This window comes from Pseudomonas sp. PNPG3 (assembly GCF_023093815.1).
In the GTDB taxonomy this organism is placed as follows: Bacteria; Pseudomonadota; Gammaproteobacteria; order Pseudomonadales; family Pseudomonadaceae; genus Aquipseudomonas; species Aquipseudomonas asiatica.
In genome coordinates this window covers 36588-62416 of sequence record NZ_JALLKV010000010.1, presented here as the reverse complement: position 1 = coordinate 62416, position 25829 = coordinate 36588, and the positions used below count along the sequence as shown (strand labels likewise).

The 25829-nt window shown below is 63.5% G+C and carries 22 protein-coding genes; 8 read left to right on the top strand and 14 right to left on the bottom strand.

Features of this window, described 5'->3' with window-relative positions:
- Positions 1–219: 219 nt before the first annotated feature.
- Positions 220–1464, top strand: a complete 1245-nt coding sequence (locus MJ643_RS09605; RefSeq protein ID WP_208209595.1) for a putative porin — start codon at positions 220–222, stop codon at positions 1462–1464.
- Positions 1465–1658: 194 nt separating this feature from the next.
- Here the strand turns inward: MJ643_RS09605 and MJ643_RS09600 are convergent, their stop codons facing one another.
- Complete coding sequence (locus MJ643_RS09600) at positions 1659–2780, bottom strand: beta-ketoacyl-ACP synthase III (protein WP_024087555.1); 1122 nt, start codon at positions 2778–2780, stop codon at positions 1659–1661.
- A gap of 237 nt (positions 2781–3017) precedes the next feature.
- Positions 3018–6923: an ATP-dependent RNA helicase HrpA gene (gene hrpA / locus MJ643_RS09595; RefSeq protein WP_013973713.1), complete on the bottom strand. Its 3906-nt coding sequence runs from the start codon at positions 6921–6923 to the stop codon at positions 3018–3020.
- 534 nt (positions 6924–7457) lie between these two features.
- Between hrpA and MJ643_RS09590 the strand changes: the two genes are divergently transcribed.
- Both MJ643_RS09590 and MJ643_RS09585 read left to right on the top strand, forming a co-directional pair.
- Positions 7458–8822, top strand: a complete 1365-nt coding sequence (locus tag MJ643_RS09590; protein WP_024087557.1) for a glutamine synthetase family protein — start codon at positions 7458–7460, stop codon at positions 8820–8822.
- Between the two features lie 23 nt (positions 8823–8845).
- Positions 8846–10153: an FAD-binding oxidoreductase gene (locus MJ643_RS09585; RefSeq protein WP_013973715.1), complete on the top strand. Its 1308-nt coding sequence runs from the start codon at positions 8846–8848 to the stop codon at positions 10151–10153.
- A gap of 127 nt (positions 10154–10280) precedes the next feature.
- Here the strand turns inward: MJ643_RS09585 and fadD1 are convergent, their stop codons facing one another.
- Together fadD1 and fadD2 are read right to left on the bottom strand one after the other, a co-directional pair.
- Complete coding sequence (gene fadD1, locus MJ643_RS09580; RefSeq protein ID WP_023663600.1) at positions 10281–11978, bottom strand: long-chain-fatty-acid--CoA ligase FadD1; 1698 nt, start codon at positions 11976–11978, stop codon at positions 10281–10283.
- 332 nt (positions 11979–12310) lie between these two features.
- The gene (gene fadD2, locus MJ643_RS09575; RefSeq protein WP_013973717.1) at positions 12311–13999 is read right to left on the bottom strand and encodes a long-chain-fatty-acid--CoA ligase FadD2; all 1689 of its coding nucleotides are present in this window, start codon (positions 13997–13999) and stop codon (positions 12311–12313) included.
- Positions 14000–14218: 219 nt separating this feature from the next.
- Between fadD2 and MJ643_RS09570 the strand changes: the two genes are divergently transcribed.
- The gene (locus tag MJ643_RS09570; protein ID WP_013973718.1) at positions 14219–15163 is read left to right on the top strand and encodes an alpha/beta hydrolase; all 945 of its coding nucleotides are present in this window, start codon (positions 14219–14221) and stop codon (positions 15161–15163) included.
- A 34-nt stretch (positions 15164–15197) separates the two neighbouring features.
- The gene (locus tag MJ643_RS09565; RefSeq protein WP_012273633.1) at positions 15198–15668 is read left to right on the top strand and encodes a MaoC family dehydratase; all 471 of its coding nucleotides are present in this window, start codon (positions 15198–15200) and stop codon (positions 15666–15668) included.
- 126 nt (positions 15669–15794) lie between these two features.
- Here the strand turns inward: MJ643_RS09565 and MJ643_RS09560 are convergent, their stop codons facing one another.
- The 5 genes from MJ643_RS09560 to MJ643_RS09540 form a co-directional block, all read right to left on the bottom strand.
- Positions 15795–17033 (bottom strand): RNA polymerase sigma factor, encoded by a 1239-nt coding sequence (locus tag MJ643_RS09560; protein WP_023661921.1) that lies wholly within the window; start codon positions 17031–17033, stop codon positions 15795–15797.
- Entirely contained in the window at positions 17033–17518 is a 486-nt protein-coding gene (locus MJ643_RS09555; RefSeq protein ID WP_013973720.1) for an SRPBCC family protein, read from the bottom strand. The genes MJ643_RS09560 and MJ643_RS09555 overlap by 1 nt, the downstream gene beginning before the upstream one ends.
- A gap of 21 nt (positions 17519–17539) precedes the next feature.
- Positions 17540–17884 (bottom strand): YciI family protein, encoded by a 345-nt coding sequence (locus MJ643_RS09550; RefSeq protein WP_013973721.1) that lies wholly within the window; start codon positions 17882–17884, stop codon positions 17540–17542.
- A gap of 44 nt (positions 17885–17928) precedes the next feature.
- On the bottom strand, positions 17929–18354 hold the full coding sequence (locus MJ643_RS09545; RefSeq protein ID WP_013973722.1) for a nuclear transport factor 2 family protein: 426 nt from the start codon (positions 18352–18354) through the stop codon (positions 17929–17931).
- 260 nt (positions 18355–18614) lie between these two features.
- A complete protein-coding gene (locus MJ643_RS09540) occupies positions 18615–18872 on the bottom strand; it encodes a DUF2790 domain-containing protein (RefSeq protein ID WP_004375752.1) in 258 nt (85 codons plus the stop codon).
- A 354-nt stretch (positions 18873–19226) separates the two neighbouring features.
- Between MJ643_RS09540 and MJ643_RS09535 the strand changes: the two genes are divergently transcribed.
- Positions 19227–19595 carry a GNAT family N-acetyltransferase gene (locus tag MJ643_RS09535; protein ID WP_015271317.1) on the top strand — a complete coding sequence of 123 codons (369 nt, stop codon included), beginning with the start codon at positions 19227–19229 and terminating at the stop codon, positions 19593–19595.
- Here MJ643_RS09535 and def read toward each other — a convergent pair.
- From def to MJ643_RS09520, 3 genes are all read right to left on the bottom strand, one after another.
- Positions 19550–20086, bottom strand: coding sequence for a peptide deformylase (def, locus tag MJ643_RS09530; RefSeq protein WP_013973724.1), 537 nt, complete (start codon positions 20084–20086; stop codon positions 19550–19552). The two genes, MJ643_RS09535 and def, sit on opposite strands and share 46 nt — an antisense overlap.
- Positions 20083–21042, bottom strand: coding sequence for a YihY/virulence factor BrkB family protein (locus MJ643_RS09525; protein ID WP_013973725.1), 960 nt, complete (start codon positions 21040–21042; stop codon positions 20083–20085). Before MJ643_RS09525 ends, def begins: the two co-directional genes overlap by 4 nt.
- Positions 21043–21263: 221 nt before the next feature.
- Complete coding sequence (locus MJ643_RS09520; RefSeq protein WP_013973726.1) at positions 21264–21443, bottom strand: CsbD family protein; 180 nt, start codon at positions 21441–21443, stop codon at positions 21264–21266.
- Positions 21444–21630: 187 nt separating this feature from the next.
- Between MJ643_RS09520 and MJ643_RS09515 the strand changes: the two genes are divergently transcribed.
- Positions 21631–22011, top strand: a complete 381-nt coding sequence (locus tag MJ643_RS09515) for a hypothetical protein (protein WP_013973727.1) — start codon at positions 21631–21633, stop codon at positions 22009–22011.
- On the opposite strand, the gene MJ643_RS09510 is transcribed toward MJ643_RS09515, so the two are convergent.
- Positions 22012–22848 carry a S1-like domain-containing RNA-binding protein gene (locus tag MJ643_RS09510; RefSeq protein ID WP_013973728.1) on the bottom strand — a complete coding sequence of 279 codons (837 nt, stop codon included), beginning with the start codon at positions 22846–22848 and terminating at the stop codon, positions 22012–22014.
- Positions 22849–22979: 131 nt separating this feature from the next.
- Between MJ643_RS09510 and MJ643_RS09505 the strand changes: the two genes are divergently transcribed.
- Positions 22980–23840 (top strand): DUF6279 family lipoprotein, encoded by an 861-nt coding sequence (locus MJ643_RS09505; RefSeq protein ID WP_013973729.1) that lies wholly within the window; start codon positions 22980–22982, stop codon positions 23838–23840.
- A 129-nt stretch (positions 23841–23969) separates the two neighbouring features.
- Here MJ643_RS09505 and aceK read toward each other — a convergent pair whose 3' ends face one another.
- Complete coding sequence (aceK, locus tag MJ643_RS09500) at positions 23970–25685, bottom strand: bifunctional isocitrate dehydrogenase kinase/phosphatase (RefSeq protein WP_013973730.1); 1716 nt, start codon at positions 25683–25685, stop codon at positions 23970–23972.
- Positions 25686–25829: the final 144 nt, after the last annotated feature.

Genomic DNA, 25829 nt, shown 5'->3' with positions numbered 1-25829 from the left:
GGCCCACCACTCAAATCACGATAGCCGGGACAGATCCTTTTATTCTCAATTACTTAACCGCAGTGCCACCAATTCGACATTAATCTGTCATTCGCCCCCGCAATACTTGCGCCTGTTTTCCGGAACCCCAGAACCTGTCTATTCAGGCCCTTTCCGAAGACATGCCAACACAGGGGCGGGCGCTTGAGCCTCCCCATCTTATTCAACAGGGAGAACCTTATGCGTCTTGTTTCTACACTTACCGGAGTGAGCCTCACCGGCATGATGCTGGCTCTGAGTACTCCGGCCAGTGCAGCTGTCGACGCCAAGCTGCTCGAAATGCTCCGCGCCAATGGCTCGATCAACCAGGCGCAGTACAACGAACTGCAGGCGGACCTGGCTCAAGAAACCAAGGAAAAGGCCGCTCAGAAAGCTCAGTCCGAACGGATGAGCTCCTTTGAACAGAAAGTGGCATGGGCCGCCAAGACCCAGGTCAAGGGTGATTTGCGCCTGCGTTACGAAGACGTCAACGTCGACGACCCGAACAGCAGCAGCGGCAACCAGGACCGCCAGCGCGTGCGTGCCCGTGTCGGCTTCTACAGCGAAATCAACCCGCAGGTCGACGCGGGCATCCGTATCGCCACCGGCAGCAGTGCCGACCGCCGTTCGACCAACCAGAGCTTCGACAACTACTTCGACAAGAAGTCGCTGTGGGTCGACCAGGCCTACCTCGACTGGCACCCGACTGCAGTTCCCAACCTGCACCTGATTGGCGGCAAGATGGCGCAGCCATGGGTGAGCATGGGCGACATCATCTGGGACAGCGACATCAACCCGGAAGGCGTGGCAGCCACCTACAAGACCGACCTGAGCGGGGCCGAAGTGTTCGCCAGCGCCGGTCAGTACACCCTCAAGGACAACGTCGATGGCGACGGCGTGCAATACAAGCATGACGCACAGGTCTATCACGGCCAGTTGGGCGCCAAATTCGCCCCGGCAGACGTGCTCAAGCTGACCGTAGGTGCCAGTATCTATGGCTACGACAACGACAAGGAAGCCACCATCCTGCAGTCGTTCGGCAACACCACCAACGAGTTCAACCTCGTGGAAGGCTTCGGCCAGCTGGACTTCACCGGCTTTGCCATCCCGCTCTCTGCTTACGGTCAGTATGTGAAAAACACCGAGAGCACCGATGGCGAAGACCAGGCCTGGTTGGCAGGCCTGAAAACCAAGGTCGGCGCCTGGAGCCTGGACTACAACTACCGCGACGTGCAGCGTAACGCCGTGGTCAGCCTGTTCACCGACTCTGACTTCGGCAACGGCTTTACCGGTTCGCGCGGGCACAAGTTCAAGGTCGGATATGAAATCGACAAGAACTTCTCCCTGGGCGCTGCCTACCTGATGGCCAAGACCGACCTGTCGCAGTTGCCCAACAGCGATGCCGATGTAGATACCCTGCAGGTAGACTTGGAAGCCAAGTTCTAAGCAAAACCCTGCACTGCTTCACCTGAAGCGGGAAATGCCGACCCCATCCGGCATTTCCCGCTTTTTTTGCCTGTGAAAAATGCACCGGCCTCTTCGCGGGTAAACCCCACAGGGCCCCCACAGATCTCAGGGCCTGTGGAGTACCTGTGGGAGCGGGTTCACCCGCGAAGAGGTCGATACTGGCTTGCGCTCAATCAGCGCTTGCGCAGAACCACGCTACCTATCGAATACCCCGCACCAAACGAGCTCAACACGCCCAGCGAGCCCTTGGCCAGGTCGTCCTGGTAAAGGTGGAAGGCAATCACCGACCCCGCCGAACTGGTGTTGGCATAACGGTCGAGAATCACCGGTGCATCTTCTTCGGCCACTTCACGCCCCAGCAGCTTCTTGACGATCAGGTGGTTCATGCTGAGGTTGGCCTGGTGCAGCCAGAAGCGTTTCACATCGCTGGGTTGCAGCCCGTTTTCCTGCAGGTGCTCACCGATCAGCTCGGCCACCTTCGGGCACACCTCGCGGAACACCTTGCGGCCTTCCTGGATGAACAACTTGTCCGCCGCGCCCTCGCCCTCTTCCGCCGCGCGGTTGAGGAAGCCGAAGTTGTTACGGATGTTGTTGGAAAACTCGGTCCACAGCTTGCTGCTGACGATGTCGAACTGGTGCGCCGAGGTGGCCTTGTCGGCACGTTCGAGCAACACCGCAGTGGCAGCATCACCAAAGATGAAGTGGCTGTCGCGGTCACGGAAGTTCAGGTGGCCGGTGCACACCTCCGGGTTGACCATCAGCACCGCGCGCGCCTGGCCCAGGGCCACGCTGTTGGCGGCGGTCTGGATGCCGAAAGTGGCCGACGAGCAGGCCACGTTCATGTCGAAGGCAAAGCCCTGGATGCCCAGCGCCTGCTGCACTTCGATGGCGATGGCCGGGTACGGGCGCTGCAGGTTGGAGCAGGCGACGATCACCCCGTCGACATCGGCCGCCGTGCGACCGGCGCGCTCCAGGGCCTGGCGGGCGGCGGCCACGGCCATTTCGCAGAGCACCGACGGTTCGTCGTTGGAGCGCTCGGGCAGACGCGGTTTCATGCGCTGCGGGTCGAGAATGCCGGCCTTGTCCATGACGAAGCGGCTCTTGATGCCCGAGGCCTTTTCGATGAACGCCGCATCGGACAGCGGCGCCGCCTCGACTTCACCGCGCTCGATGGCGGCGGCGTTGTCCTGGTTGAACTGCTGCGACCAGGTGTTGAAGGACGCCACCAGTTCTTCGTTGGAAATGCTCTGGGCCGGGGTGTACAGGCCGGTGCCGCTGATCACGACGTTATGCACGGTCGTTCCTCTGGTCAAAGGCCATCGCCACGGGGCGCTGGCTGGAAACATGACAGGTTAATGGCACTTTAGTACCAATTTATAGGCGAGGGCTGCGCCCTCGTTCGCGGGCACGCCCGCTCCCACAGGGGTTGCGCCGCTCCCGAGGACACTGCTGTACCTGTGGGAGCGGGTTTACCCGCGAAGGGGCCGCCAGGTGGCCCCAAATTGCATCAATATTGCCACAACTGCGGAAGTTTAGCCCTCCACCTGGCTCCATTGCTTGCTCAATCGCTTGTCGGAAATCGGCACCTTGGTCCCCAATTGCTGGGCAAACAGCGAAACCCGATATTCCTCCAGCCACCAGCGGTACACCGTCAGTTGCTCATCACGCTTGCCTTCCTGGGCATGCTTGTCGGCACGTGCCTTGTACTGCGCCCACAGGTTGGCCAGCTCACCGCTCCACACCCGGTCCTTCTGCACCTGCGAACCCAGCTTCTCCAGGCGCAGTTCCACCGCCTTGAGGTAACGCGGCAGCTCCTTGAACCAGGCCCCGGGGGTTTCACGCACGAAGCCTGAGTACACCAGGTTGCCGAGCTGTTGCTTGATATCGTTAAGCGCCACTGCCTGGCTCAGGTCGATCTTGCCCTTGAAGCGCTTCTGCAGCCCATGCCACAGCTTCAGCACTTCCAGGGTCTGCCGTGCCAGGCGCTCGGCATGCTCGGCCCAGCTGCCGCGCTTGCGCTCGGCCAGGCCAGCCAGGGCCGCCCCATCGCGTGGCAGCGGCTGTTCGCCTTCAAGGATGCAGCTGTCCAGGCTGGCCAGCAAAATGTCCTCGACCAGCGCCTCGACCCGGCCCATTTCACGGTACAGCAGGCCCAGCTCGGTCAGCCCCGGCAGCTTGCCGCGCAGGTACTTGGCCGGCTCGGCCAGCTGCTGCAGCAACAGGCGCTGCAAGGCGCGGCGGTGCTGGAATTCGGCCTCGGCCTGGGTCGAGAAGCGCCCTTCGCGCACGGTGCCGCCCTCTTCCACCAGTGCCGGGTACACAGTCATCGACAGGCCGGCGATCTTCTGCTGCGCGGTCTGCTTCACCTCGCTGAAAGCCTTGGCCTGCACCGGCTGCTCGCTCTTGGCGTCACGCGGCACGGCCAACGCTGCCTGGCTGGCTGCTGCAAAGCGCGCGGTCAGCTCGGCCAGGTCGCGACCTTCACCCAGAAACTTGCCCTGGCCATCGACCACTTCGATGTTCATGCGCAGGTGGCCTTCGACCAGGTTGACCGACTCGTCCCATGCCTCGTCGGGCACACGGGCGCCGGTCATGCGCAGCAGTTCCTGGCCCAGGGCCTGCGGCAATGCGCCCTGGCCGAAGGTCATGCGCGCCAGCGAGGCCTTGACGAAGTCCGGCACCGGCACAAAGTTCTTGCGCAGCGCCTTGGGCAGGTTGCGCACCAGCGCCACGCACTTGGCTTCCAGCAGGCCGGGCACAAGCCATTCCAGGCGCTCACCCGGCAAGCTCGGCAGCAGCGGCGCCGGTACCCGCACGGTCACGCCATCGCGGGGGTGCCCGGGCTCGAAGTGGTAACTCAGCGGCAGGCGCAGTTCGCCCACCTGCAGGCTGTCGGGGTACTGCGCGGCGGTGACCTCGCTGGCCTCACGGGCCAGCACGTCTTCCTCGCGCATGATCAGCAGGTTGGCGTCCTTCTGGCTGCCCATGCGGTACCAGCTGTCGAAGGTCGCCGTCTGGTGGATTTCCGCCGGCAGACGCGCTTCGTAGAAGGCATATAGCGTCTCTTCGTCGGCCAGGATGTCACGGCGACGGGCCTTGGCCTCCAGCTCGTCGAGCTCTTCCAGCAAGCGCTTATTGGCCGCCAGGCACTTGGCCCGCGACTGGATTTCGCCACCCACCAGGCCTTCGCGGATGAACAGCTCGCGCGAGGTGACCGGGTCGATCGGGCCGAAATGCACCGGCCGACGGCCGACCAGGATCAGCCCGTACAGAGTGATCTGCTCGTAGGCCACGACCTGCCCGCGCTTCTTCTCCCAATGCGGTTCGAAGTGGTTCTTCTTGACCAGGTGGCCGGCCAGCGGCTCGATCCAGTCCGGCTCGATCCTGGCCACCATGCGGGCGTACAGCTTGGTGGTTTCGACCAGTTCGGCCGCCATCACCCACTGTGGGCGCTTGCGCCCCAGGCCCGACGACGGGTGCACCCAGAAGCGCCGCTGGCGGGCGCCCTGGTAGTCGCCCTCTTCGGTCTTCTGGCCGATCTGGCTGAGCAGGCCACTGAGAATGGCCTTGTGCATTTTCGGGTAGTCGGACGGGTCCTTGTTCACTGTCAGCTGCAGGTCACGGCAGATCAGTGCCAGCTGGCGATGGGCATCGCGCCATTCGCGCAGGCGCAGGTAGTTCAGGAAGTTCTTGCGGCACCAGTTGCGCAGCGGGTTGGCGGTCAACGCCTGGCGCTGTTCCTCGAAGCCACGCCACAGGTTGACCAGCGCGGCGAAGTCGGAATCCACGTCCTTCCATTGCGCGTGCGCCTGGTCGGCGGCCTGCTGGCGCTCCGGCGGGCGTTCGCGCGGGTCTTGCACCGACAGCGCACTGGTGACGATCAGCACTTCCTGCAGGCTGCCCAGGCGGGCGCCTTCGAGCAGCATGCGGCCCAGCCGCGGGTCGATCGGCAGGCGCGCCAGTTGGCGACCGATCGGCGTCAGCTGGTTTTCGCGATTGACCGCCGACAGCTCCTGCAGCAGGTTGAAACCATCGCTGATGGCCTTGCCATCCGGCGGCTCGATGAACGGGAAGGCGTCGATTGCGCCCAGGCGCAGGTGCAGCATCTGCAGGATCACTGCCGCCAGGTTGGTGCGCAGGATCTCCGGGTCGGTGAACGCCGGCCGGCTGTTGAAATCCTCTTCGCTGTACAGGCGCACGCAGATACCCGGCTCGACCCGGCCGCAGCGGCCCTTGCGCTGGTTGGCACTGGCCTGCGACACGGCCTCGATGGGCAGGCGCTGCACCTTGGCGCGGTAGCTGTAGCGGCTGATGCGTGCGGTACCGGTATCGATCACGTAGCGGATGCCCGGCACGGTCAGCGAGGTTTCCGCAACGTTGGTGGCCAGCACCACACGGCGCCCGGTGTGTGGCTGGAAGATGCGCTGCTGCTCGGCCGGCGACAGGCGCGCGTACAACGGCAGGATCTCGGTGTGGCGCAGTTGCGCCTTGCGCAAGATCTCGGCGGCATCACGGATCTCGCGCTCGCCCGGCAGGAAGATCAGCACATCGCCGGGGCCCTTGCCCTCACTCCGCTCGTGGTGCGCCAACTCGTCCAGCGTGGCGAGGATGGCCTGGTCGACGGTGAGGTCGTCCTCGATCTGGTTGCCCTCCTCGTCCTGCTCGCTGGTTAGCGGGCGGTACCAGGTTTCCACCGGGAAAGTACGCCCGGACACCTCGATGATCGGCGCGCCGTCGAAGTGTTTGGAGAAGCGCTCCAGGTCGATGGTCGCCGAGGTGATGATCAGCTTCAGGTCCGGGCGCCGGTGCAGCAGGGTCTTCAGGTAGCCGAGCAGGAAGTCGATGTTGAGGCTGCGCTCGTGGGCCTCGTCGACGATGATCGTGTCGTAGCGCTCGAGGAAACGGTCGTGTTGGGTTTCGGCCAGCAGGATGCCGTCGGTCATCAGCTTGACCAGGGTGTTGGCGTCGCTCTGGTCTTCGAAACGCACCTGGTAGCCGACCAGCCCGCCCAGCGGCGTGCCCAGTTCTTCGGCGACCCGCGCGGCAACGCTGCGGGCGGCGATCCGGCGTGGCTGGGTGTGGGCGATCAGGCCATGGCTGCCACGGCCCAGTTCGAGACAGATCTTCGGCAACTGGGTGGTCTTGCCCGAGCCGGTTTCGCCGGCGATAACCAGCACCTGGTGCTCGGCCAGGGCCTTCTTGATTTCGTCACGCTTGGCAGCGATTGGCAGGCTGTCGTCGTAGCGCACGGTCGGCACGCTCTGCTGGCGCGCGGTGACCTGGGCGCAGGACGCCTGGACCTTTTCCACCCACTGCGCCAGCTTCGCCTCGTCGGGGCGCTTGCGCAGTTCGTGCAATTGCCGGCGCAGGCGATGGCGGTCGGCGATCATGGCGTGGTCGAGGTTTTGCAGCAGTTTGTCGATGGCGTGGTCAGTCATGGGGCTTTTTAGTGATGCAGGTGGGCCTGCTTTTTCATGATCGGCATTCGGAAAGTTGGGCGATTGTCGCAGATTTGCCGGTTCTCTGCTGCCTGTGACGGCCTCTTCGCGGGTAAACCCGCTCCTACAGGGACCGCACAACACCCAGCCTTGATGCAATCCTGTAGGAGCGGGTTTACCCGCGAAGAGGCCAGGTGCAACGGCACAAATGTTTAGCCAGGTGCGATGTAAAGGTTGCCATTCACTGCTTTAATCAACCTTACGCCGCATGTGAGTATCAAAGGCATGACTCCCGTCCAGCCCATCGCCCCACCGTCGTCCCGCCCTTCGCAAGCGAAGGCCCGGCGCCGTGCCGGTGAGAATCCGCTGGTCCACATCATCCTCGCCTTCTGGGCCCTGTGGCACTGCCGTCACGCACGCCCACCGGATTTCTCGCTCACGCCGTTGTGACCAGACCCGGCCGTCTTCCGGCCGTTTGACTCAGCCGGGCCGCCAGCATGCGCGGTGGCCCGTGCGCCCGTGAGCGAATCCATCATGCACTTTGCACCTGTAGAGCAGGCCAGCCGTTTTCTGGCCGACAACCCCGATATCGAACTGTTCGAACTGTTCATCCTCGACGCCAATGGCGTGCCGCGCGGCAAGCTGCTGCACCGCGACGAACTGTTGGCCGTGTACCAGACCGGCCGGCCGCTGCCCAGCACCATTCTCGGCCTGACCCTGAACGGCGACGACGTGGAAAACTCCGGCCTGGTGTGGGACGTGGGCGATATCGACTGCCGCGCCTACCCGCTTGAAGGCAGCCTGGTGCGCCTGCCCTGGCGCCGGGTGCCGACCGCCGCGGTGCAGGTGAGCATGCACCCGAACGAGGGCCTGCCAGCCAGCATCGCCGACCCGCGCCATGTGCTGCTGCGTACCATCGAGGCGTTGAAGGCCGACGGCTACCATCCGGTGATGGCCTGCGAGCTGGAGTTCTACCTGCTGGACCAGCAACCTGATGCCCAGGGCCGCCCGCAACCGGCACTGGACAATGACGGCGGCCGCCCACGCACCACCCAGGTGTATGGCCTGCGCGAACTGGAGCAGATCGAGCCGTTCCTTGCCGACCTCTACGCCGCCTGCAAGGCCCAGGGCATCCCGGCGCGCACGGCGATTTCGGAATACGCCCCCGGCCAGGTGGAAATCACCCTCGAGCACGGCGACGCTCTGCAGGCGATGGACCAGGCCGTGCGCTACAAGCGCCTGGTCAAAGGCATTGCCCATGCCCATGGCATGCAGGCCTGCTTCATGGCCAAGCCGTTCGCGCAACTGGCCGGCACCGGCATGCACATGCACCTGAGCCTGGCCGACAGCGCCGGCAACAACCTGTTCGCCAGTGAAGACAAAGCCGGTACCCCGCTGCTGCGCCAGGCCGTGGCAGGCATGCTGCGACACCTGCGCGACTCGCTGCTGCTGTTCTGCCCCAACGCCAACTCGTTCCGCCGCTTCCAGGCCAACAGCTATGCCCCGCTGGCGCCAACCTGGGGCGTCGACAACCGCACCGTGAGCCTGCGCATACCGGGCGGTCCGGCCAACAGCCGGCACGTGGAGCACCGCATCTGCGGCGCCGATGCCAACCCCTACCTGGCCGCTGCGGCGATCCTTGCCGCCAGCCACTGGGGCATTCGCCAACAGCTGGACCCGGGGGCACCGGTGGAAGGCAATGGCTATGCCCAGGCCACCGAACACCTGCCCACCGACTGGCTGACTGCCCTCGACGCCCTGCAGCATTCGAGCTGGGCTCGCGAAGCACTGGGCGAGGACTTCCTTGGCGTATACCTGAAGGTCAAGCGCGCCGAGTACCGCCAGTTCATGGCCGAAGTCAGTGAGCAGGACTGGCGCTGGTACCTGCACCAGGCCTGATCCCCGGATAACAAGGAACACCCATGAATGCAGCATTGAACAAAGGGCCGGCGCAACGCGCGCCGTCCTACTACAGCGCCACCCTCAACGACCACACCGAGTACCCGCAGCTCAAGGGCACGGTACAAGTGGATGTGGCGATCATCGGCGGCGGTTTCACCGGCGTGGCCACGGCGGTGGAGCTGGCCGAGCGTGGCCTGAAGGTGGCCATCGTCGAAACCAACCGCATCGGCTGGGGTGCCAGCGGGCGCAACGGCGGCCAGGTCACCGGCAGCCTGTCGGGCGACGAAGCCATGCGCACGCAGATGCGCAACCGCCTGGGTGCCGAGGTCGATGACTTCATCTGGCACTTGCGCTGGCGCGGGCACCAGGTGATCGAGCAGCGCGTGGCACGCTACAACATCGACTGCGACCTCAAGCGCGGCCACCTGCACGCGGCCATGAAGCCCTCGCACATGGACGAGCTGCGCGCATTCGAAGCCGAGGCCCGGCGGCGCGGCATGGGCGAGCAGGTGCAACTGCTGGACCGCGATGGCGTGGCCGAGCACCTGCAAAGCCCGCTGTACCTGGGCGCGCTGAAAAACCTGCGCAACCTGCACCTGCACCCGCTCAACCTGTGCCTGGGCGAGGCCCGTGCCGCCCATGGCCTGGGGGCGCTGATTTTCGAAAACTCCGAAGTGCTGGACATCGTCCACGGCCCGCGCCCGGCGGTAGTCACTGCCCACGGGCGGGTCGAGGCGCGCCAGGTGATGCTGGCCGGCGATGTGTACCACAAACTGGAAAAGCGCCAGCTCAAGGGCAAGATCTTCCCGGCCATGGGCGGCATCGTCACTACCGCACCGCTGGGGGAACTGGCCGAACAGATCAACCCGCAGGACCTGGCGGTGTACGACTGCCGCTTCGTCCTCGACTACTACCGGCTGACCGCCGACAAGCGTCTGCTGTTTGGCGGTGGCGCCAACTATTCCGGCCGTGATTCACGGGATATCGAAGGCGAACTGCGCCCGTGCATCGAGCGCACCTTCCCGGCGTTGAAAGGCGTGCCGATCGAGTTCCAGTGGAGCTGCGCCATGGGCATCGTGGTCAACCGCATCCCGCAGCTGGGCAAGCTGTCGGACAACGTTTGGTATTGCCAGGGTTATTCGGGGCACGGCATTGCCACCAGCCACATCATGGGCGAGATCATGGCCGAGGCGTTGACCGGGACGCTGGAGAAGTTCGACACCTTTGCCCAGTGCAAGCATGTGCGGGTGCCAATGGGGGAACTGCTGGGGAACCCGCTGTTGGCGGCAGGGATGTGGTATTACCAGATGCTGGAGAAATTGCGCTGATTTTACCGGCCTCTTCGCGGGTAAACCCGCTCCCACAGGTATTGCACAACCCTTGAGAGTTGCACAGAACCTGTGGGAGCGGGTTTACCCGCGAAGAGGTCGGTAAAGCCAGCAGAGATTCAGAAGATCAGGCGATCTTCTTCAGGCCCTGCTTCTTCAGCTCTTCATCACGCAGCTCACGGCGCAGGATCTTGCCCACGTTGGTGGTCGGCAGCGCGTCGCGGAACTCGATCTGGCGCGGTACCTTGTAGCCGGTAACGTTGGCGCGCATGTGCTCCATTACCTGTTCCTTGGTCAGGGTCATGCCCGGCTTGACCACGATGAACACCTTGATCACTTCACCGGACTTCTCGTCCGGCACGCCGATGGCCGCGCACTGAAGCACGCCCGGCAGGGCCGCCAGCACATCCTCCAGCTCGTTGGGGTAAACGTTGAAGCCCGAGACCAGGATCATGTCCTTCTTGCGGTCGACGATGCGCATGTAACCATCCGGCTGGATCACGGCGATGTCGCCGGTCTTCAGCCAGCCATCGCTGTCGAGGATCTCGGCAGTGGCCTCCTCACGCTGCCAGTAGCCCTTCATCACCTGCGGGCCCTTGACGCACAACTCGCCCACCTCGCCCAGCGGCAGCTCGTTGCCGTTGTCGTCGATGACCTTGCACAGGGTGGACGGCACCGGAATACCGATGGTGCCGACCTGGTTGGCCTCAGCCGGGTTCACCGCAGCCACCGGGCTGGTCTCGGTCATGCCATAGCCTTCGCAGATGGCGCAGCCGGTCACGGCCTTCCAGCGCTCGGCCACGCTCAGTTGCAGGGCCATGCCGCCAGAAAGGGTGATCTTCAGCGCCGAAAAGTCCAGGGCACGGAACGCCTCGTTGTTGCACAAGGCAACGAACAGGGTGTTGAGGCCGACGAAGCCGCTGAACTTCCACTTGCCCAGTTCCTTGACCATGGCTGGCAGGTCACGCGGGTTGCTGATCAGCACGTTGTGGTTGCCGATCAGCATCATTGCCATGCAATGGAAGGTAAAGGCGTAGATGTGGTACAGCGGCAGCGGGGTGATGAGGATTTCGCAGCCTTCATGCAGGTTGGAGCCCATCAGCGCCCGGCACTGCAGCATGTTGGCCACAAGGTTGCGGTGGGTAAGCATCGCGCCCTTGGCCACGCCGGTGGTGCCACCGGTGTACTGCAGCACCGCCACGTCGTTGGCCTGCGGGTTGGCCTCGGTCACCGGCTGGCCCTTGCCCTGCGCCAGAGCGTCGTTGAAGCGTACGGCACGCGGCAGGTTGTAGGCCGGCACCATCTTCTTCACGTACTTGATCACGCTGTTGATCAGCAGGCGCTTGAGCGGCGGCAGCAGGTCGGCCACTTCGGTGACGATGACGTGCCTGACCTGGGTCTTGGGCACTACCTTCTCGGCCAGGTGGGCCATGTTGGCCAGGCACACCAAGGCCTTGGCGCCGGAGTCGTTGAACTGGTGTTCCATTTCCCGTGCGGTGTACAGCGGGTTGGTGTTGACCACGATCAGCCCGGCACGCATGGCACCGAATACCGCTACCGGGTATTGCAGTACGTTAGGCAGCTGCACGGCAATGCGGTCACCCGGCTTGAGGTCGGTATGCTGCTGCAACCAGGCGGCAAACGCTCCCGACAGCGCATACAGCTCGCCATAAGTGATAGTCTTGCCCAGGTTGCTAAAGGCCGGTTTGTCGGCAAAGCGTTGGCAGGATTGCTTGAGTACCGCCTGGATATTGGGGAATTCGTCAGGATTGATTTCCGCCGTAATCCCGGCTGGGTACTTATCCTTCCAAAAATTTTCGATCATGGAAGCCCACTCCTTCAGCAACAGCGAAGTTCGATTCACGCGTCGATGCGCTTATTATTGATATGGGATGACGGCTCGTTGCAAACCGGATCATCTGAAAGCGGGCCGAGAGTAACAGCTTTGCCTGGGGTCGCCTAGAGGCCAAAATAGGCCTCACGGTCATAAAAATGACTCAATGAACAATACAGGTCATTTTTAGAGTAATTATCCAAAATGTCGCAGATCGGGCTGTGATCAGCCTGTTAGAGCGGCTTTAAGGCATTCGCGGGTGAACCCGCTCCTACACTGGACGGTGTAGGAGCGGGTTCACCCGCGAAGAAGCCAACCCGGTATCAAGCTATGTCGCGCAGCTCCCGCCGCAGGATCTTGCCCACCGGCGTCATCGGCAACGACTCGCGCAGCACGATGTGCTTGGGCACCTTGTAGCCGGTGAAGTTGGCCTTGCAGTAGGCCTTCAGCTCATCCACGCTCAGCCCGCCCTCGCGCGGCACAACGAACAGCTTCACCGCCTCGCCGGAGCGCTCGTCCGGTACGCCGATGGCCGCGCAGTTGGCGACCTTGGGATGGCCCATCACCACATCCTCGATCTCGTTGGGGTACACGTTGAAACCCGAGACGATGATCATGTCCTTCTTGCGGTCGACAATGCGGGTGAAGCCGTCCGGGTCGATCACCGCGATGTCGCCGGTCTTGAACCAGCCCTCCGCATCCAGGGCCTGGGCCGTGGCCTCGGGCTGCTGCCAGTAGCCTTTCATCACCTGCGGGCCCTTGATGCACAGCTCGCCCCGCTCGCCCAGCGGCAGCTCGTTGCCGCCATCGTCGATCACCTTGAAGGCGGTGCCCGCCACCGGGATGCCCACCGTACCCAGACGCGCCAGCTGGCCATAGGGGTTGGTGCTGGCCACCGGCGAGGTTTCGGTCAGGCCGTAGCCTTCGACGATGCGGCAACCGGTAAGCGCCTCCCAGCGTTCGGCGGTGGCCTTGACCAGTGCGGTGCCGCCGGAGTTGGTGACCTTCAGCGCCGAAAAGTCGAGCTGGCGGAAGCCCGGGTGGTCCATCAGTGCGACGAACAGCGTGTTCAGGCCCAGCAAGGCGGAGAAACGCCATTTGCCCAGCTCCTTGATGAAGCCGGAAATATCACGCGGGTTGGTGATCAGCACGTTGTGGTTGCCGGTGACCATCATGCACATGCAATTCGCGGTAAACGCATAGATGTGGTAAAGCGGCAACGGCGCGATCATCACCTCCTGGCCGTCCTTGATCAGCTTCTGCCCGTCCGGCCCGTGCTGCGAGAAGCAGGCCAGCACCTGCAGCATGTTGGCCACCAGGTTGCCGTGGGTGAGCATGGCGCCCTTGGCCAGGCCGGTGGTGCCACCGGTGTATTGCAGCACGGCAGTGTCGTCCAGGCTGAGCGGCACCGGCTTGTGCGACAGCTCGCGGCCCTGGCGCAGCACCTGCTTGAACGACACAGCCTGGGGCAGCTGGTAGGCCGGCACCATCTTCTTGACCTTGTCGACCACGGTGTTGACCAGCCAGCCCTTGGCGGTGGGTAGCAGGTCGCCCATCCTCGCCTCGATCAGGTACTCGATGCCGGTATCGGGCAACACCTCCTGCACGCGCTTGCCGAACATGTTCAGGTACACCAGCGCACGCGCGCCGCTGTCCTTGAACTGGTGGCGCATCTCGCGCTCGGTATACAGCGGGTTGGTGTTGACCACGATCAGGCCAGCGCGCAGGGCACCGAACACAGCGATGGGGTATTGCAGCACATTGGGCATCTGCACCGCGATGCGGTCGCCCGGCTTGAGGTCGGTGTGCTGCTGCAGCCAGGCGGCGAAGGCCGCCGAATGGCGTTCCAGGTCCGCGTAGGTCAGGGTCACGCCCAAATTGCTGAAGGCCGGGCGGTCGGCGAAGCGTTTGCAGGAGCGCTCGAACACCTCGACGACCGAGGTGTAGGCATTGATGTCGATGGTGGAAGGCACGCCCGCCGGGCGCTTGTCATTCCAGAAGTCGGCTTGCATTTATTATTGTTCCTCTGCCTGGACCTGCTGTGAGTCCTGTAATCCTTTCACCTGCCCGCCCGAAAGCGAAAAGGCGTTGATCCGACGTTAGCAGGTAAGACCAAGGTGGCATATACGCCAAGTGCCGCCATTAACATTGTGAATCTTATTTGTGCCCTTCCTGCAATCCGGTCGGTTGTGCATACACTGTTCGGGTACCTGTGCGCACAAGGACCCGCCATGCCTCACGACGCCTTCTGGCTACCCGCCAGCGAGCACTGCAGCCTGTATGTGCACCAATGGTTGCCGGCCACACCGGTAAAAGCCGTGGTGCTGCTGGCCCATGGCATGGCCGAGCACGCCGGGCGCTACCAGCACCTGGGCCATGCCTTGAGCGAGGCCGGCTTCGCCCTGTTCGCCCCCGACCAGCGCGGCCATGGACGCACGGCCGAGCTGGGCAGCCTCGGCCTGTTCGCCCGCCATCATGGCTGGAATGCCGTGGTCAACGACATCGGGCTGCTGGCCCAGCACATCGGCCAGCAATACCCGTGCACGCCGCTGTTCCTGTTCGGCCACAGCATGGGCAGCTACATCGCCCAGGCCTACCTGCTGCACCACAGTGGCAGCCTGCACGGGGCGATCCTTAGTGGTTCCAACTACCAGCCGGCAGCGCTCTACTGTGTGGCGCGCCTGATTGCCCGGCTGGAGGCCTGGCGCCAAGGGCCGCTGGGAAAGAGCGCGCTCATAGAGTGGTTGTCGTTCGGCTCGTTCAACAAGGCCTTCAAGCCCAACCGCACGGCGTTCGACTGGCTCAGCCGCGACCCGGCGCAGGTCGACCTGTACGTCAACGACCCGCTCTGCGGCTTTCGCTGCAGCAACCAGTTGTGGCTTGACCTGCTGCAAGGCTTGGCGCAGATCAGCCAGCCGAGTAATCTCGCGCAGATCGATCCTAACCTGCCGCTGCTGGTGATAGGTGGTGAATGTGATCCGGTCAGCGCCGGCAAGCGTCTCACCCACCTGGCCGACGCTTTGCGCGCGACCGGCAATCGACATGTACAGCTGCGCGTCTATCCTGAGGCGCGGCACGAAGTACTCAACGAAACCAACCGTAACGAGGTCACCGCCGATATTCTCGGCTGGCTTGAACAGGCGCTGGCTCTTGGCCGCCCTGTGCGCAGTGAATGATAGCCGCCCTCGCCTACCGCTTAAGGAAGCCCCGATGTCCCAGGTCACCAACACGCCTTACGAAGCCCTCGAAGTCGGCCAGAAGGCCGAGTACAAGAAGTCCGTCGAAGAACGCGACATCCAGTTGTTCGCCGCGATGTCCGGTGACCACAACCCGGTACACCTGGACGCCGAGTTCGCTGCCAAGAGCATGTTCCGCGAGCGCATCGCCCACGGCATGTTCAGCGGCGCGCTGATCAGTGCTGCAGTGGCCTGCACCCTGCCTGGCCCTGGCACCATCTACCTGGGCCAGCAAATGAGCTTCCAGAAGCCGGTGAAAATTGGCGATACCCTGACCGTGCGCCTGGAAATCCTGGAGAAGCTGCCCAAGTTCAAGGTGCGCATCGCCACCAATGTGTACAACCAGAACGATGAGCTGGTGGTCCAGGGTGAGGCCGAGATCCTGGCACCGCGCAAGCAGCAGACCGTCGAGCTGGTGTCGCCGCCGAACTTTGTGGCTAGCTGAAGATTGATGCAGGCAGTACCGGCCCTTTCGCGGGTAAACCCGCTCCCACATGGACCTCACAGCATCAAGCCGTGACGCAATCCTGTGGGAGCGGGTTTACCCGCGAAGAGGCCGGCGCAGCCAACATCATTCGATAGCCTGCAACCGCCGCTCGATATGCCTGCGCTCCGGTTCCTGCCGGGTCAACGCCAGCGCCTGCCGCCAGGCCGCCCGGGCCTCTTCCATATGCCCCAGCTGGTAATGCAGCTCACCCCGCGTCGCATGCGCCAGGTGATAGTCCAGCAACTCTCCCCGCGCCAGAATCCCTTCGACCTCCCGCAGGCCAACCTCCGGCCCATCCCGCTTCGCCAGCGCCACGGCCCTGTTCAGTTCAACCACAGCTGACGGCCAATGCCGCTGCAGCACGTCATACAGCCCGACGATCTCCGCCCAGTCGGTCGCTTCGGCTGTCGCCGCTTCGGCATGCACCGCCGCAATCGCCGCCTGCAAGGTATAGGCACCGAACGCCCGGCTTTGCAGGGCCTGGCGCACCAGTTCGCAACCTTCGGCAATGCGTTGCCGGTCCCACAGGCTACGATCCTGCTGCTCGAGCAATACCAGGTTACCCCGGCCATCGGTACGCGCCCGCTGCCGGGATGCCTGCAGCAACATCAAGGCCAGCAGGCCGACCGCCTCCGGGTCGGGCAGCAACTGCACCAGCAGGCGCGCCAGGCGAATGGCTTCATCGCTCAGCTCCTGCTGCAACAGCGCCTCGCCCGACGACGCCGAATAGCCCTCGTTGAACACCAGGTAGATCACCCGCAGCACACTCTCCAGGCGCTCGGGCAGTTCGTTCAGCTCCGGCACCTGATAAGGGATGCCGGCATCGCGGATCTTGGCCTTGGCGCGCACGATACGCTGGGCGATGGTGGCCGGGCTCTGCAGGAAAGCACGGGCGATCTGCTCGGTGGTCAGGTCGCAGACTTCACGCAGGGTCAGCGGCACCTGGGCATCGGCGGACAAGGCCGGGTGGCAGCAGGTGAAGATCAGCCGCAAGCGGTCGTCGGCCAGCAGCTCTTCTTCGCTGGGGTCCTGCGCCTGGCCGTCGAGCAGCATGCTCAGGTCCGCCTGGGAACGGTCGAACCGGGCGCGCCGGCGCAGCGCATCGATGGCCTTGAAGCGGCCGGTGGACACCAGCCACGCCCGCGGGTTATCGGGGATACCGTCGCGCTGCCAGCGCTCGACGGCGATGAAGAAGGCATCGTGCATGGCCTCCTCGGCCAGGTCGAAATCACCCAGCAGGCGGATCAGCGTCGCCAGGATGCGCCGTGACTCGCTCCGGTAGACCGCCTCGACCTCGGCGCGCACCTGCGCCAGTGCCGTCATCAGTCGGGCATCCGCTGGGTCACCACCTCCACCAGGCGGTCCAGGCTCTCTCCCCAACCCTGGTGGAAGCCCATTTCCTCATGGGCGCGGCAGTCGGCGGCATTCCAGTGCCAGGCGCGGGCGGTGTAGCGGGTTTTGCCTTGTTCCTCGTCAAAACTGATCACGGCAGTCATGAACGCCTTGTCCGAAGGCACCCAGCCTGGGCCGAAGGCATCGGTGAACACCAGCCGTCGCGGCGCAGCAATCTCCAGGAATACGCCCTGGTTCGGGTAATCGCTGCCATCCGGCGCCCGCATCACGGTGCGGAACAGGCCACCGATCCACAACTGCATCTCACATTCCGGGGTGGTCATGCCGTGCGGCCCCCACCATTGCATCAGCCACTGAGGGTCGGTCCAGGCGCGGAACACCTTGGACGGCGGTGCGTCGATCAGGCGACTGATGGACAACTCGTGTTGCACTTGCGCGGGGTGTGCCAGGCTCATGCTGGGAAGTCTCCATTGCTGTCAGGGTTGCAGTTCGCGCACCGGTCGCACCTCGACACTGCCGACCCGCGCGGCGGGGATGCCCTTGGCGATGTTCAGCGCCTCGTTCAGGTCGCGGGCTTCCACCAGGTAGAAGCCCGCCAACTGCTCCTTGGTCTCGGCGAACGGGCCGTCGGTCAGGCTCATGTGCCCGTTGCGCATGCGCACTGTGGTGGCGGTCTGCACCGGCTTCAGCGCCTCGGCCGCCAGCATTCGCCCAGAGCCTTGGATGGATTCGGCATACGCCATGCATTCGGCGTCTTCCGGGCTGTCGGGCAGGCTGTGCAACAGCCCCTCGTCACAATAGACCAGGCACAGGTATTTCATGGTCGCCTCCAGGGCATTGGCAAAGTGCGTTTGGCGATAACGGCTCAGGGCTTGAGATCGAACAGGGCTTTCTGGGTTTGCATGTCGAATGGCGCCGACCAGTGTTCGTGGATTACCTGCCACTGGCCACCTTGACGACGATAGCCCACGGTGGCGCGCATGAAGCCGCACTGGCTTTCGTTGTCCGCGGGGCCACAGCGGTTCAGCCAGTGCGCCAGGGCCAGGTCGCCAGCGGCATGCACGGTGAGTTCGGCGTATTCGAAAACCATGGGGCCGGGGCACATGCCCATGCACATTTCCCAGTGCGCCTGGTAGGTTGCCTTGCCCTTGAACTGCAGGGCCTGGATGGCATCGAAGGCGACGATGTCGTCGGCATAGGGAGCGATGATGTTGGGGATGTCGCGATCGCGCACGGCCTGCATCCAGCGCTCGATCAATTGGCGGATCTCGGTTTCGGCTGCGGTGCTCATCGGGGGTTCCTCCGACAGGTCATGGGTGATTGGGCACGGGGTGCAACGTGCTCTCACCTATGGTCGAACGAGGGACGGAGGAATCGACAGGTCGAGGAAATTATTCTGGGTTGGTTGTGGTTTGAAATGCATATGGGGGGATTGCGTCGGGGCGACAAGGTGCATGCCTTGGGTGATGTGGCGCCTGTGAGACCGCGCGCCGCGCGGGCGGCGCTCGGTCTCACAGGCGCTGAAAATGCTGTGGCAGGCCCTTGGCGGGCTCAACCCTGCTGGCACCCCTCACCCATGGCCCGGTACTGGATGGTGTGCACCTGGCCCTGGTGGTCTTCGTAGGTCATGGTCGCAGGTACCACTTCGCAGACGTTGGGGATGGTCGACAGGTTGATCACCCGCTTGATGTCCAGGTTCATGGAGTAGTCGTACTGCTGGGCGACGGGCTCGCTGGAGACGGGTCTGGCCTCATCGGCGAGGGCGAACGAGGACATACCGACCAATGCAAGAATCAGTAATGGTTTCATGTGAGTTTGCCTTTTGAGCATTCAAGCTGATCGATTGACTTCTATTGCCGTGCCCGGCGCGGAGAAGTTGCCATCTACGGTGAAGATGGCACGAAGTACCGATCCCGCTTCGTACTGCCAGTGGGGATGGCTAAAAGTCTACTCCCGGCCTGGAATAGTTGAACCCCGAACTCGGACATTCACCCTTGCCAGATATGCAACAATCTGCGACAAGTTCACCGCAAAACATCGGGCCAGAGCCTCTGGCCACCTTTCAGGGCAGGGCGCGCAATTTCTGAAAATTTGTACTGTTCGAAACTTTCGGCCCCGGAACGCCGGCTGCTGGACCACTTTTACCGCCAGCACGGCTCACGCATGCGTGCTGCGGGCGACGCTGAGCTATGGGTGGCGCGGGGTCCCGGCATCATCGCGGGCCTGAGCCTGAGCCCGGTGGGCGATGGCTTGTGGCTGACCGGGTTGTTCGTCGACCCGCAGCGGCGCAGCCAGGGCGTGGCCGGGCGGTTGGTCGAGGCGGCGCTGGCGCAGGCTGGCGGGCCCACTTGGCTGTTCTGCCACCCGGACCTTGCGCCCTTCTACCAGCGCCTGGGCTTCGACATGGCTCTGCAACTGCCGGAAACCCTGGCTGGCCGCCTGCAGCGCTACCAGCGCAGCAAACGCCTGGTGGCACTGCAACGGGGTCAGTCGTCGCTGGCGTCGAGCCCGGGGAACAGCACCTCGGTGTAGCCGAACCGGGAAAAGTCCTGGATGCGTGACGGGTAAAGCCGGCCGATCAAGTGGTCGCATTCATGCTGCACCACCCGCGCATGGAAGCCGTCGGCAAAACGGTTGATCGGGTTGCCCTGGGGGTCGATGCCTTCATAGCAGATGTGCTTGAAACGCGGCACCACGCCGCGCAGGCCGGGCACCGACAGGCAGCCTTCCCAACCGTCCTCGATCTCGCTGGATGTGGGCGTGATGACCGGGTTGAGCAGGATAGTCTGCGGCACCGGTTCGGCATCCGGGTAACGCTCGCTGCGCTCGAAGCCGAAGATCACCAGTTGCAGGTCGATGCCGATCTGCGGTGCGGCCAGGCCGACACCGCCCACATGGCGCATGGTTTCGAACATGTCGTCGATCAGTTGCTGCAGTTCGGCGCTGCCGAGCATGTGCTCGGGCACTGGCGGGGCGATGCGCAGCAGGCGTTCGTCGCCCATCTTGAGAATGTCACGGATCATCTGGGGTTCGGCTCTGAAGATTGGTGCTCGCTCGGAACGGGGTGCTCATGGCCCAGCACGGTAATGGTTTCGCGGGGCTTGTGCTCATCGACGTCCTTTTCGCCAGGGTTCTTGCCCTCGCTCGACATGTGCTCGATCACTGCGTTCATCTCCGCGCCCAGCAGCAAAACGGCAGCGGAGATATAGAAATACAGCAATAGCACGATGATTGCACCGATACTGCCGTACATGGCGTTGTAGTCGGCAAAAGTCTTCACGTAGTAGGCAAAGCCCAGCGACGCCAAGATCCACACCACCACCGCCAGCACCGAACCCGGGGTGATGAAGCGGAACTGCTGCTTGACATCGGGCATCACGTAGTAGATCAGCGCCACCGCCACCATCATCAGGATGATGATCGCCGGCCAGCGCAGGATGGTCCACACCGTGACGATCACCTCCTGCATGCCTACCTGGGCGGCAATCCACTCCATCACCTGCGGGCCCAGCACCATCAGCGCCGCTGCCACAAGCAACATGCCGGCAATGCCCACGGTATAGATGATCGACAACGGAATGCGCTTCCACACCGGGCGGCCCTCGGGCACATCGTAGGCGGCGTTCATCGCGCTCATCATCAGGCGCACACCGGCCGATGCGGTCCACAAGGCAATCACGATACCTACTGACAGCAGCCCGCCCTTGGACTGCTGCAACTGGTCGATCACCGGGTTGACCTGCTCCAGCGCCTGGGGTGGCAGCACCAGTTCCGATTGCAGGCGCAGCCAAGAGAAGAAGTCCGGCAGGTGCAGGAAACCGATCAGGGCGATCAGGAACAGCAGGAACGGGAACAACGAGAACAGCATCTGGTAGGCCAGTGCAGAAGCGTAGGTCGACATCTCGTCGTCGAGGAATTCCTTGACGGTGCGTACCAGCACGCGGTGCAGGGGCAGGCCGCGCAGGTCGGGGAAAATCATAGCGTCTCCTTTCGCCGCTTGATTCGTGGGTACCACGGGTAAGTCTAATAGACCATGCCGCTGCTGTGCTGATCCCGGCCATGCTGCAAGAATTTGCTTACGCCAGTAGCGGCCTATTCGCGGGCACGCCCGCTCCCACAGGTACCGCACAGTGCTTGAAATCTGTTCAGTACCTGTGGGAGCGGGCATGCCCGCGAAAAGGCCGGGACAGGCCACTCACATCAAGACTTTTTCACCGCGTCCTTCACGTTGCCCTTGATCTGTTGCCCCTCGCCCTTGAGCTCCTGCGCCTCGCCCTCGGCCCGCAGCCGCTCGTTGTCGGTCACTTTGCCGACACCCTGCTTGACGTTGCCGATCGCTTCGTTGGCCAGGCCTTTCGCTTTGTCTTTGGTACCGCTCATGGCAAAACTCCTGCAATTGGGGGCACGTGGACCGTGCCGACAGTCGGTGGACCCGACGCCTTCGCCAAGCGTTCCAACAGTTTTTTCGCCTTCGAACCGAGCGGCAAGGCGGTTGGCAAACCTTGCCCCCGCTACCCGCCACCCCTCACAATGCAGGCCTTCATAGCGTCAACCCGCAGGAACCTGCATGAAACTCGACAAACCCGCCGCCATCGCCCGGCGTAACGAAGCACTGGCCCGCCCGGTGCTGACCAGCAGCAACACCCTGTTCGCCATCCTCGACCGCAAGCGCAACCTGTGGTGGTTCGAGGTGCCGGTGGCGCTGCTGCGCAAGGGCCAGCCCGACTGGGTCAACCTGCTGCTGCACACCCCGGAAAGCGACGAGCTGCAGCACCTGAAGGTGCCGACCAACTTCCTGCGCGCTCACCAGGAACAGATGGAAGTGCGCAACCCCGGCAAGCGCCGCTCGACCATCAGCCTGGCCCTCAGCGCCGACCGCGACTCGCTGCTGCGCGACACCCGCCCGGGTGGCGAGCAGCTGGACTTCCGTACCTTCGTGCAGGCCTGATCAGGCCTTTTCGATGCGATCGTCATGGATGACGATGCGGCCCTGCTTGAACAACCCGCCAATGGCCTTCTTGAAGTTGCCCTTGCTGACGTTGAACAACTTGCTGATCAGAGCCGGGTCGCTCTTGTCGCACACCCCCAGCACCCCGCCTTCGGCCTCCAGGCGCGCCATGATCTGCTCCTGCAGGCTGTCGGCCAGGGCAGCACCCACCGGTTGCAAGCTCAAGGCGATCTTGCCGTCCGCGCGCACTTCCTTGATGAAGCCCTTCTCGTGCATTCCCGAGCGCAGGAACTTGAACACCTCGTTCTTGTGGATCAGGCCCCAGTGGCGGTTGTTGATGATCGCCTTGAAGCCCATCGGTGTCTCGCCGGCCACCAGCAGCTCGACCGGCTGGCCCACCTGGTAGTCCGCCGGGGTGCGGTCAAGATAACGGTCCAGGCGTGAGGTGGCGGTGATGCGGCGGGTGCGCTTGTCGAGGTACACGTGCACCACGCAGTAGTCGCCGATCTTCAGCGGCCGCGCCTCTTCCGAGTACGGCATCAGCAGGTCCTTGGACAGGCCCCAGTCGAGGAAGATGCCGGCACCGTTGATATCCTTGACCTTGAGGCTGGCGAACTCGCCAACCTGCACCTTGGGCTTCTCGGTGGTGGCGATCAACTGGTCTTCGCTGTCCAGGTAGATGAACACGTTCAGCCAGTCATCCACTTCGGTTTCGGCGTTTTTCGGGATGTAGCGCCCGGGCAGCAGGATCTCGCCGTCGGCGCCGCCGTCCAGGTACAGGCCGAAGTCCACGTGTTTCACGATTTGCAAACTGTTGTAACGCCCAAGCAGAGCCATTTCCGATGTTCCTCAAGACAAGGCGGCTATTCTACACCTGAAGCCAGCGCGCCGCCCGACCGCTGATGCAGTGGAACCGTCAGCGTCCCTCTTGCGTCTACCGACGGGCAAGCACCCGCAAGGAGCAGCCCATGCCGCTACGCCTGTCCAAAGCCCTGCTCGTCGCCATCGGCTGCGCACTGGCCTTGGCCGCCTGCAGCCGTATCGACCTGGCCTACCGCAACCTCGACCGCCTGGTGCCGTGGTCGCTAGGCGACTACCTGGCCATGAACAGCGAGCAGAAGGCCATGCTTGACGACCGCCTGCGGGAGCACCTGGCCTGGCATTGCAAGACCCAACTGCCTGGTTACCTCGACTGGCTGGACCGGGTACGCGGCATGGTCGCCGACGACCAGGTGACCGACCAATCCCTGCAGCAGCGTACCCGCGAAGCCCGCGAGGCGATTGGCCGGGTAGCCGAGGAAATCACCCCTTCGGCCACCGAGCTGCTGCGCGGCATGAGCGATGCCCAGGTGGCGGAGATGCGCGAGGCGTTCCGCGAAGACATCAGCGAACGGCAGAAGAAGTATGTGGATACGCCGTTGGACAAGCAGATAGCCCGCCGTACCGAACGCATGGAGAAACGCCTGACGCCGTGGTTTGGCGAGCTGACCGCGGTACAGAAGCAGCGCGTGCAGGCCTGGTCCCAGGCGCTGGGCGACCAGAACCGCGAATGGATCGCCAACCGCGCGCACTGGCAGCAGCAATTGCTGCTGGCGATGAACCAGCGCAACGACGCCAGCTTCGAGCCGCGCCTGGCAACGTTGTTGCAGCGCAAGGAGAGTTTGTGGACGCCGGAATACCGGGCGGCGTATCAGAATACCGAGCAGCAGGCGCGCAGCTTGCTGGTGGACCTGGTGCACCAGAGTACCCCGCAGCAGCGGCGGTACCTGCAGGAACGGTTGGGCAAGGTGCGTACCGATTTCAGTGAATTGAAGTGTTTGAAAGGGTGACGGTGAAAAGCAGGCCTGGCCTTTTCGCGGGTAAACCCGCTCCCACAGGGACCTCACTGGTTTCGAATCCTGTGCCGTACCTGTGGGAGCGGGTTTACCCGCGAAGGGGCCAGGCCTGTTAAAGCACAGTCACCGCCCCTTGCGCCGATACGGAAACACATCGATCACCTTCCCGTCACGAATCGCCGCCTGCAGCCCCTTCCAGTAATCCGCGTCGTACAACTCCCCATGCAGGCGGCTGAACAAGCGCCGCTGGCCGATATCGGCAAACAGGAACGGCGGAAACTCCTCGGGGAACACGTCGTGCGGCCCGATCGAGTACCACGGCTCGCCCGACATCTCGTCCTCCGGGTAACGCGGCGGCGGGATATGGCGGAAGTTCACCTCGGTCAGGAAGCTGATCTCGTCATAGTCATAGAACACCACCCGGCCATGGCGGGTTACGCCAAAGTTCTTCAGCAGCATGTCGCCAGGGAAGATATTCGCCGCCGCCAACTGCTTGATGGCCAGGCCGTAATCCTCCAGGGCCTCCAGCACCTGGCCCTCGCTGGCGTGTTCCAGGTACAGGTTCAGCGGCGTCATGCGCCGCTCGGTCCAGCAGTGGCGGATCAGCACCGTGTCACCCTCGAGCGCCACGGTCGATGGCGCCACCTCCAGCAGTTCGGCCAGGCATTCCGGCTCGAACTTGCTGCGCGGGAATCGAAAATCGGCGAACTCCTGGGTATCGGCCATGCGCCCGACGCGGTCGACGCTTTTCACCAGCCGGTACTTGTCTATCACCGTGGCACGGTCGACCGTCTTCGACGGTGAAAAACGGTCCTTGATGATCTTGAACACGGTGTTGAAGCCCGGCAGGGTGAACACGCTCATGACCATGCCGCGCACCCCGGGCGCCATGACGAAGCGGTCGTCGCTGCTGGCCAGGTGGTTGATCAGCGCCCGGTAGAACTCCGACTTGCCATGCTTGTAGAAACCGATGGAGGTATACAGCTCGGCAATGTGCTTGCCCGGCAAGATGCGTTTGAGGAAGTTGACGAACTCCGCCGGCACCGGCACATCGACCATGAAGTACGAGCGGGTGAAGGAAAAGATGATCGACACCTCGGCCTCGTCGGTGATCAGCGCATCGGCCTCGATACCGTGCCCTTCGCGGTGCAGCAGCGGGATTACCAGCGGCCATTGCTCATCGCTGTTGAACAGACGGCCGACCAGGTAGGCACCCTTGTTGCGGTAAAGCACCGGCACAAACAGCTCCAACGCCAAGGTCGGGTCCTTGCATACCCAGTCCGGCAGGCAGTCGCGCAGTTGATCCTCCAGGCGCACCAGGTCGCCCTCCAGGTCGCCGTACGGCACATCGAACGGGTAATCGCTGAACACCGCTCGCAGCAGGCCCTTGAGCCCACCGTCAGGCCGATAGGTACGGGTTTGCGCGGCGCGCTCACGGCTGCGCATGGACGGTCGGGTGGTGTGGATGAACATGCAGCCGTCGCTGATCAGGTCGTGGCTGAACAGGCTGCAGAACAGCGAGTTGTACCAGGTCTCGGACAGCTCGTCGTCCAGCCTTGGGTCGATCAGGTGGATATAGGCGTTCTTCACCAACGGCCATTGCTCCACATCCAGCAGCACGTCCTCGGCAAAGCTCTGGCGCAGCCAGCCGTTGACCTCGGCGACCTTCTCTTCATAGAGATTGATACGGGCGGCGGCGGCACGCTGGATATCCTGCCAGCGCGCCTGCTCGAAGCGCTGGCGGGCACCGAGGGTGATGCGCTGGAAGTGGTCGCGGTAGTCGTCGAAGCCGGCAAGGATCGTCCGGGCGATTTCGACAGCGGGCCAGGGCTGGGGCATGCGAGGACCTCGGTGCAGGGGTGAGATACAGAGCTTAGTCTGCCTGTCCGGAATACGGCGCCTGTACCGGCCTCTTCGCGGGTAAACCCGCTCCCACAGGTTCTGTGCAGTGCTCGGCCCTGTGGAAATCCTGTGGGAGCGGGT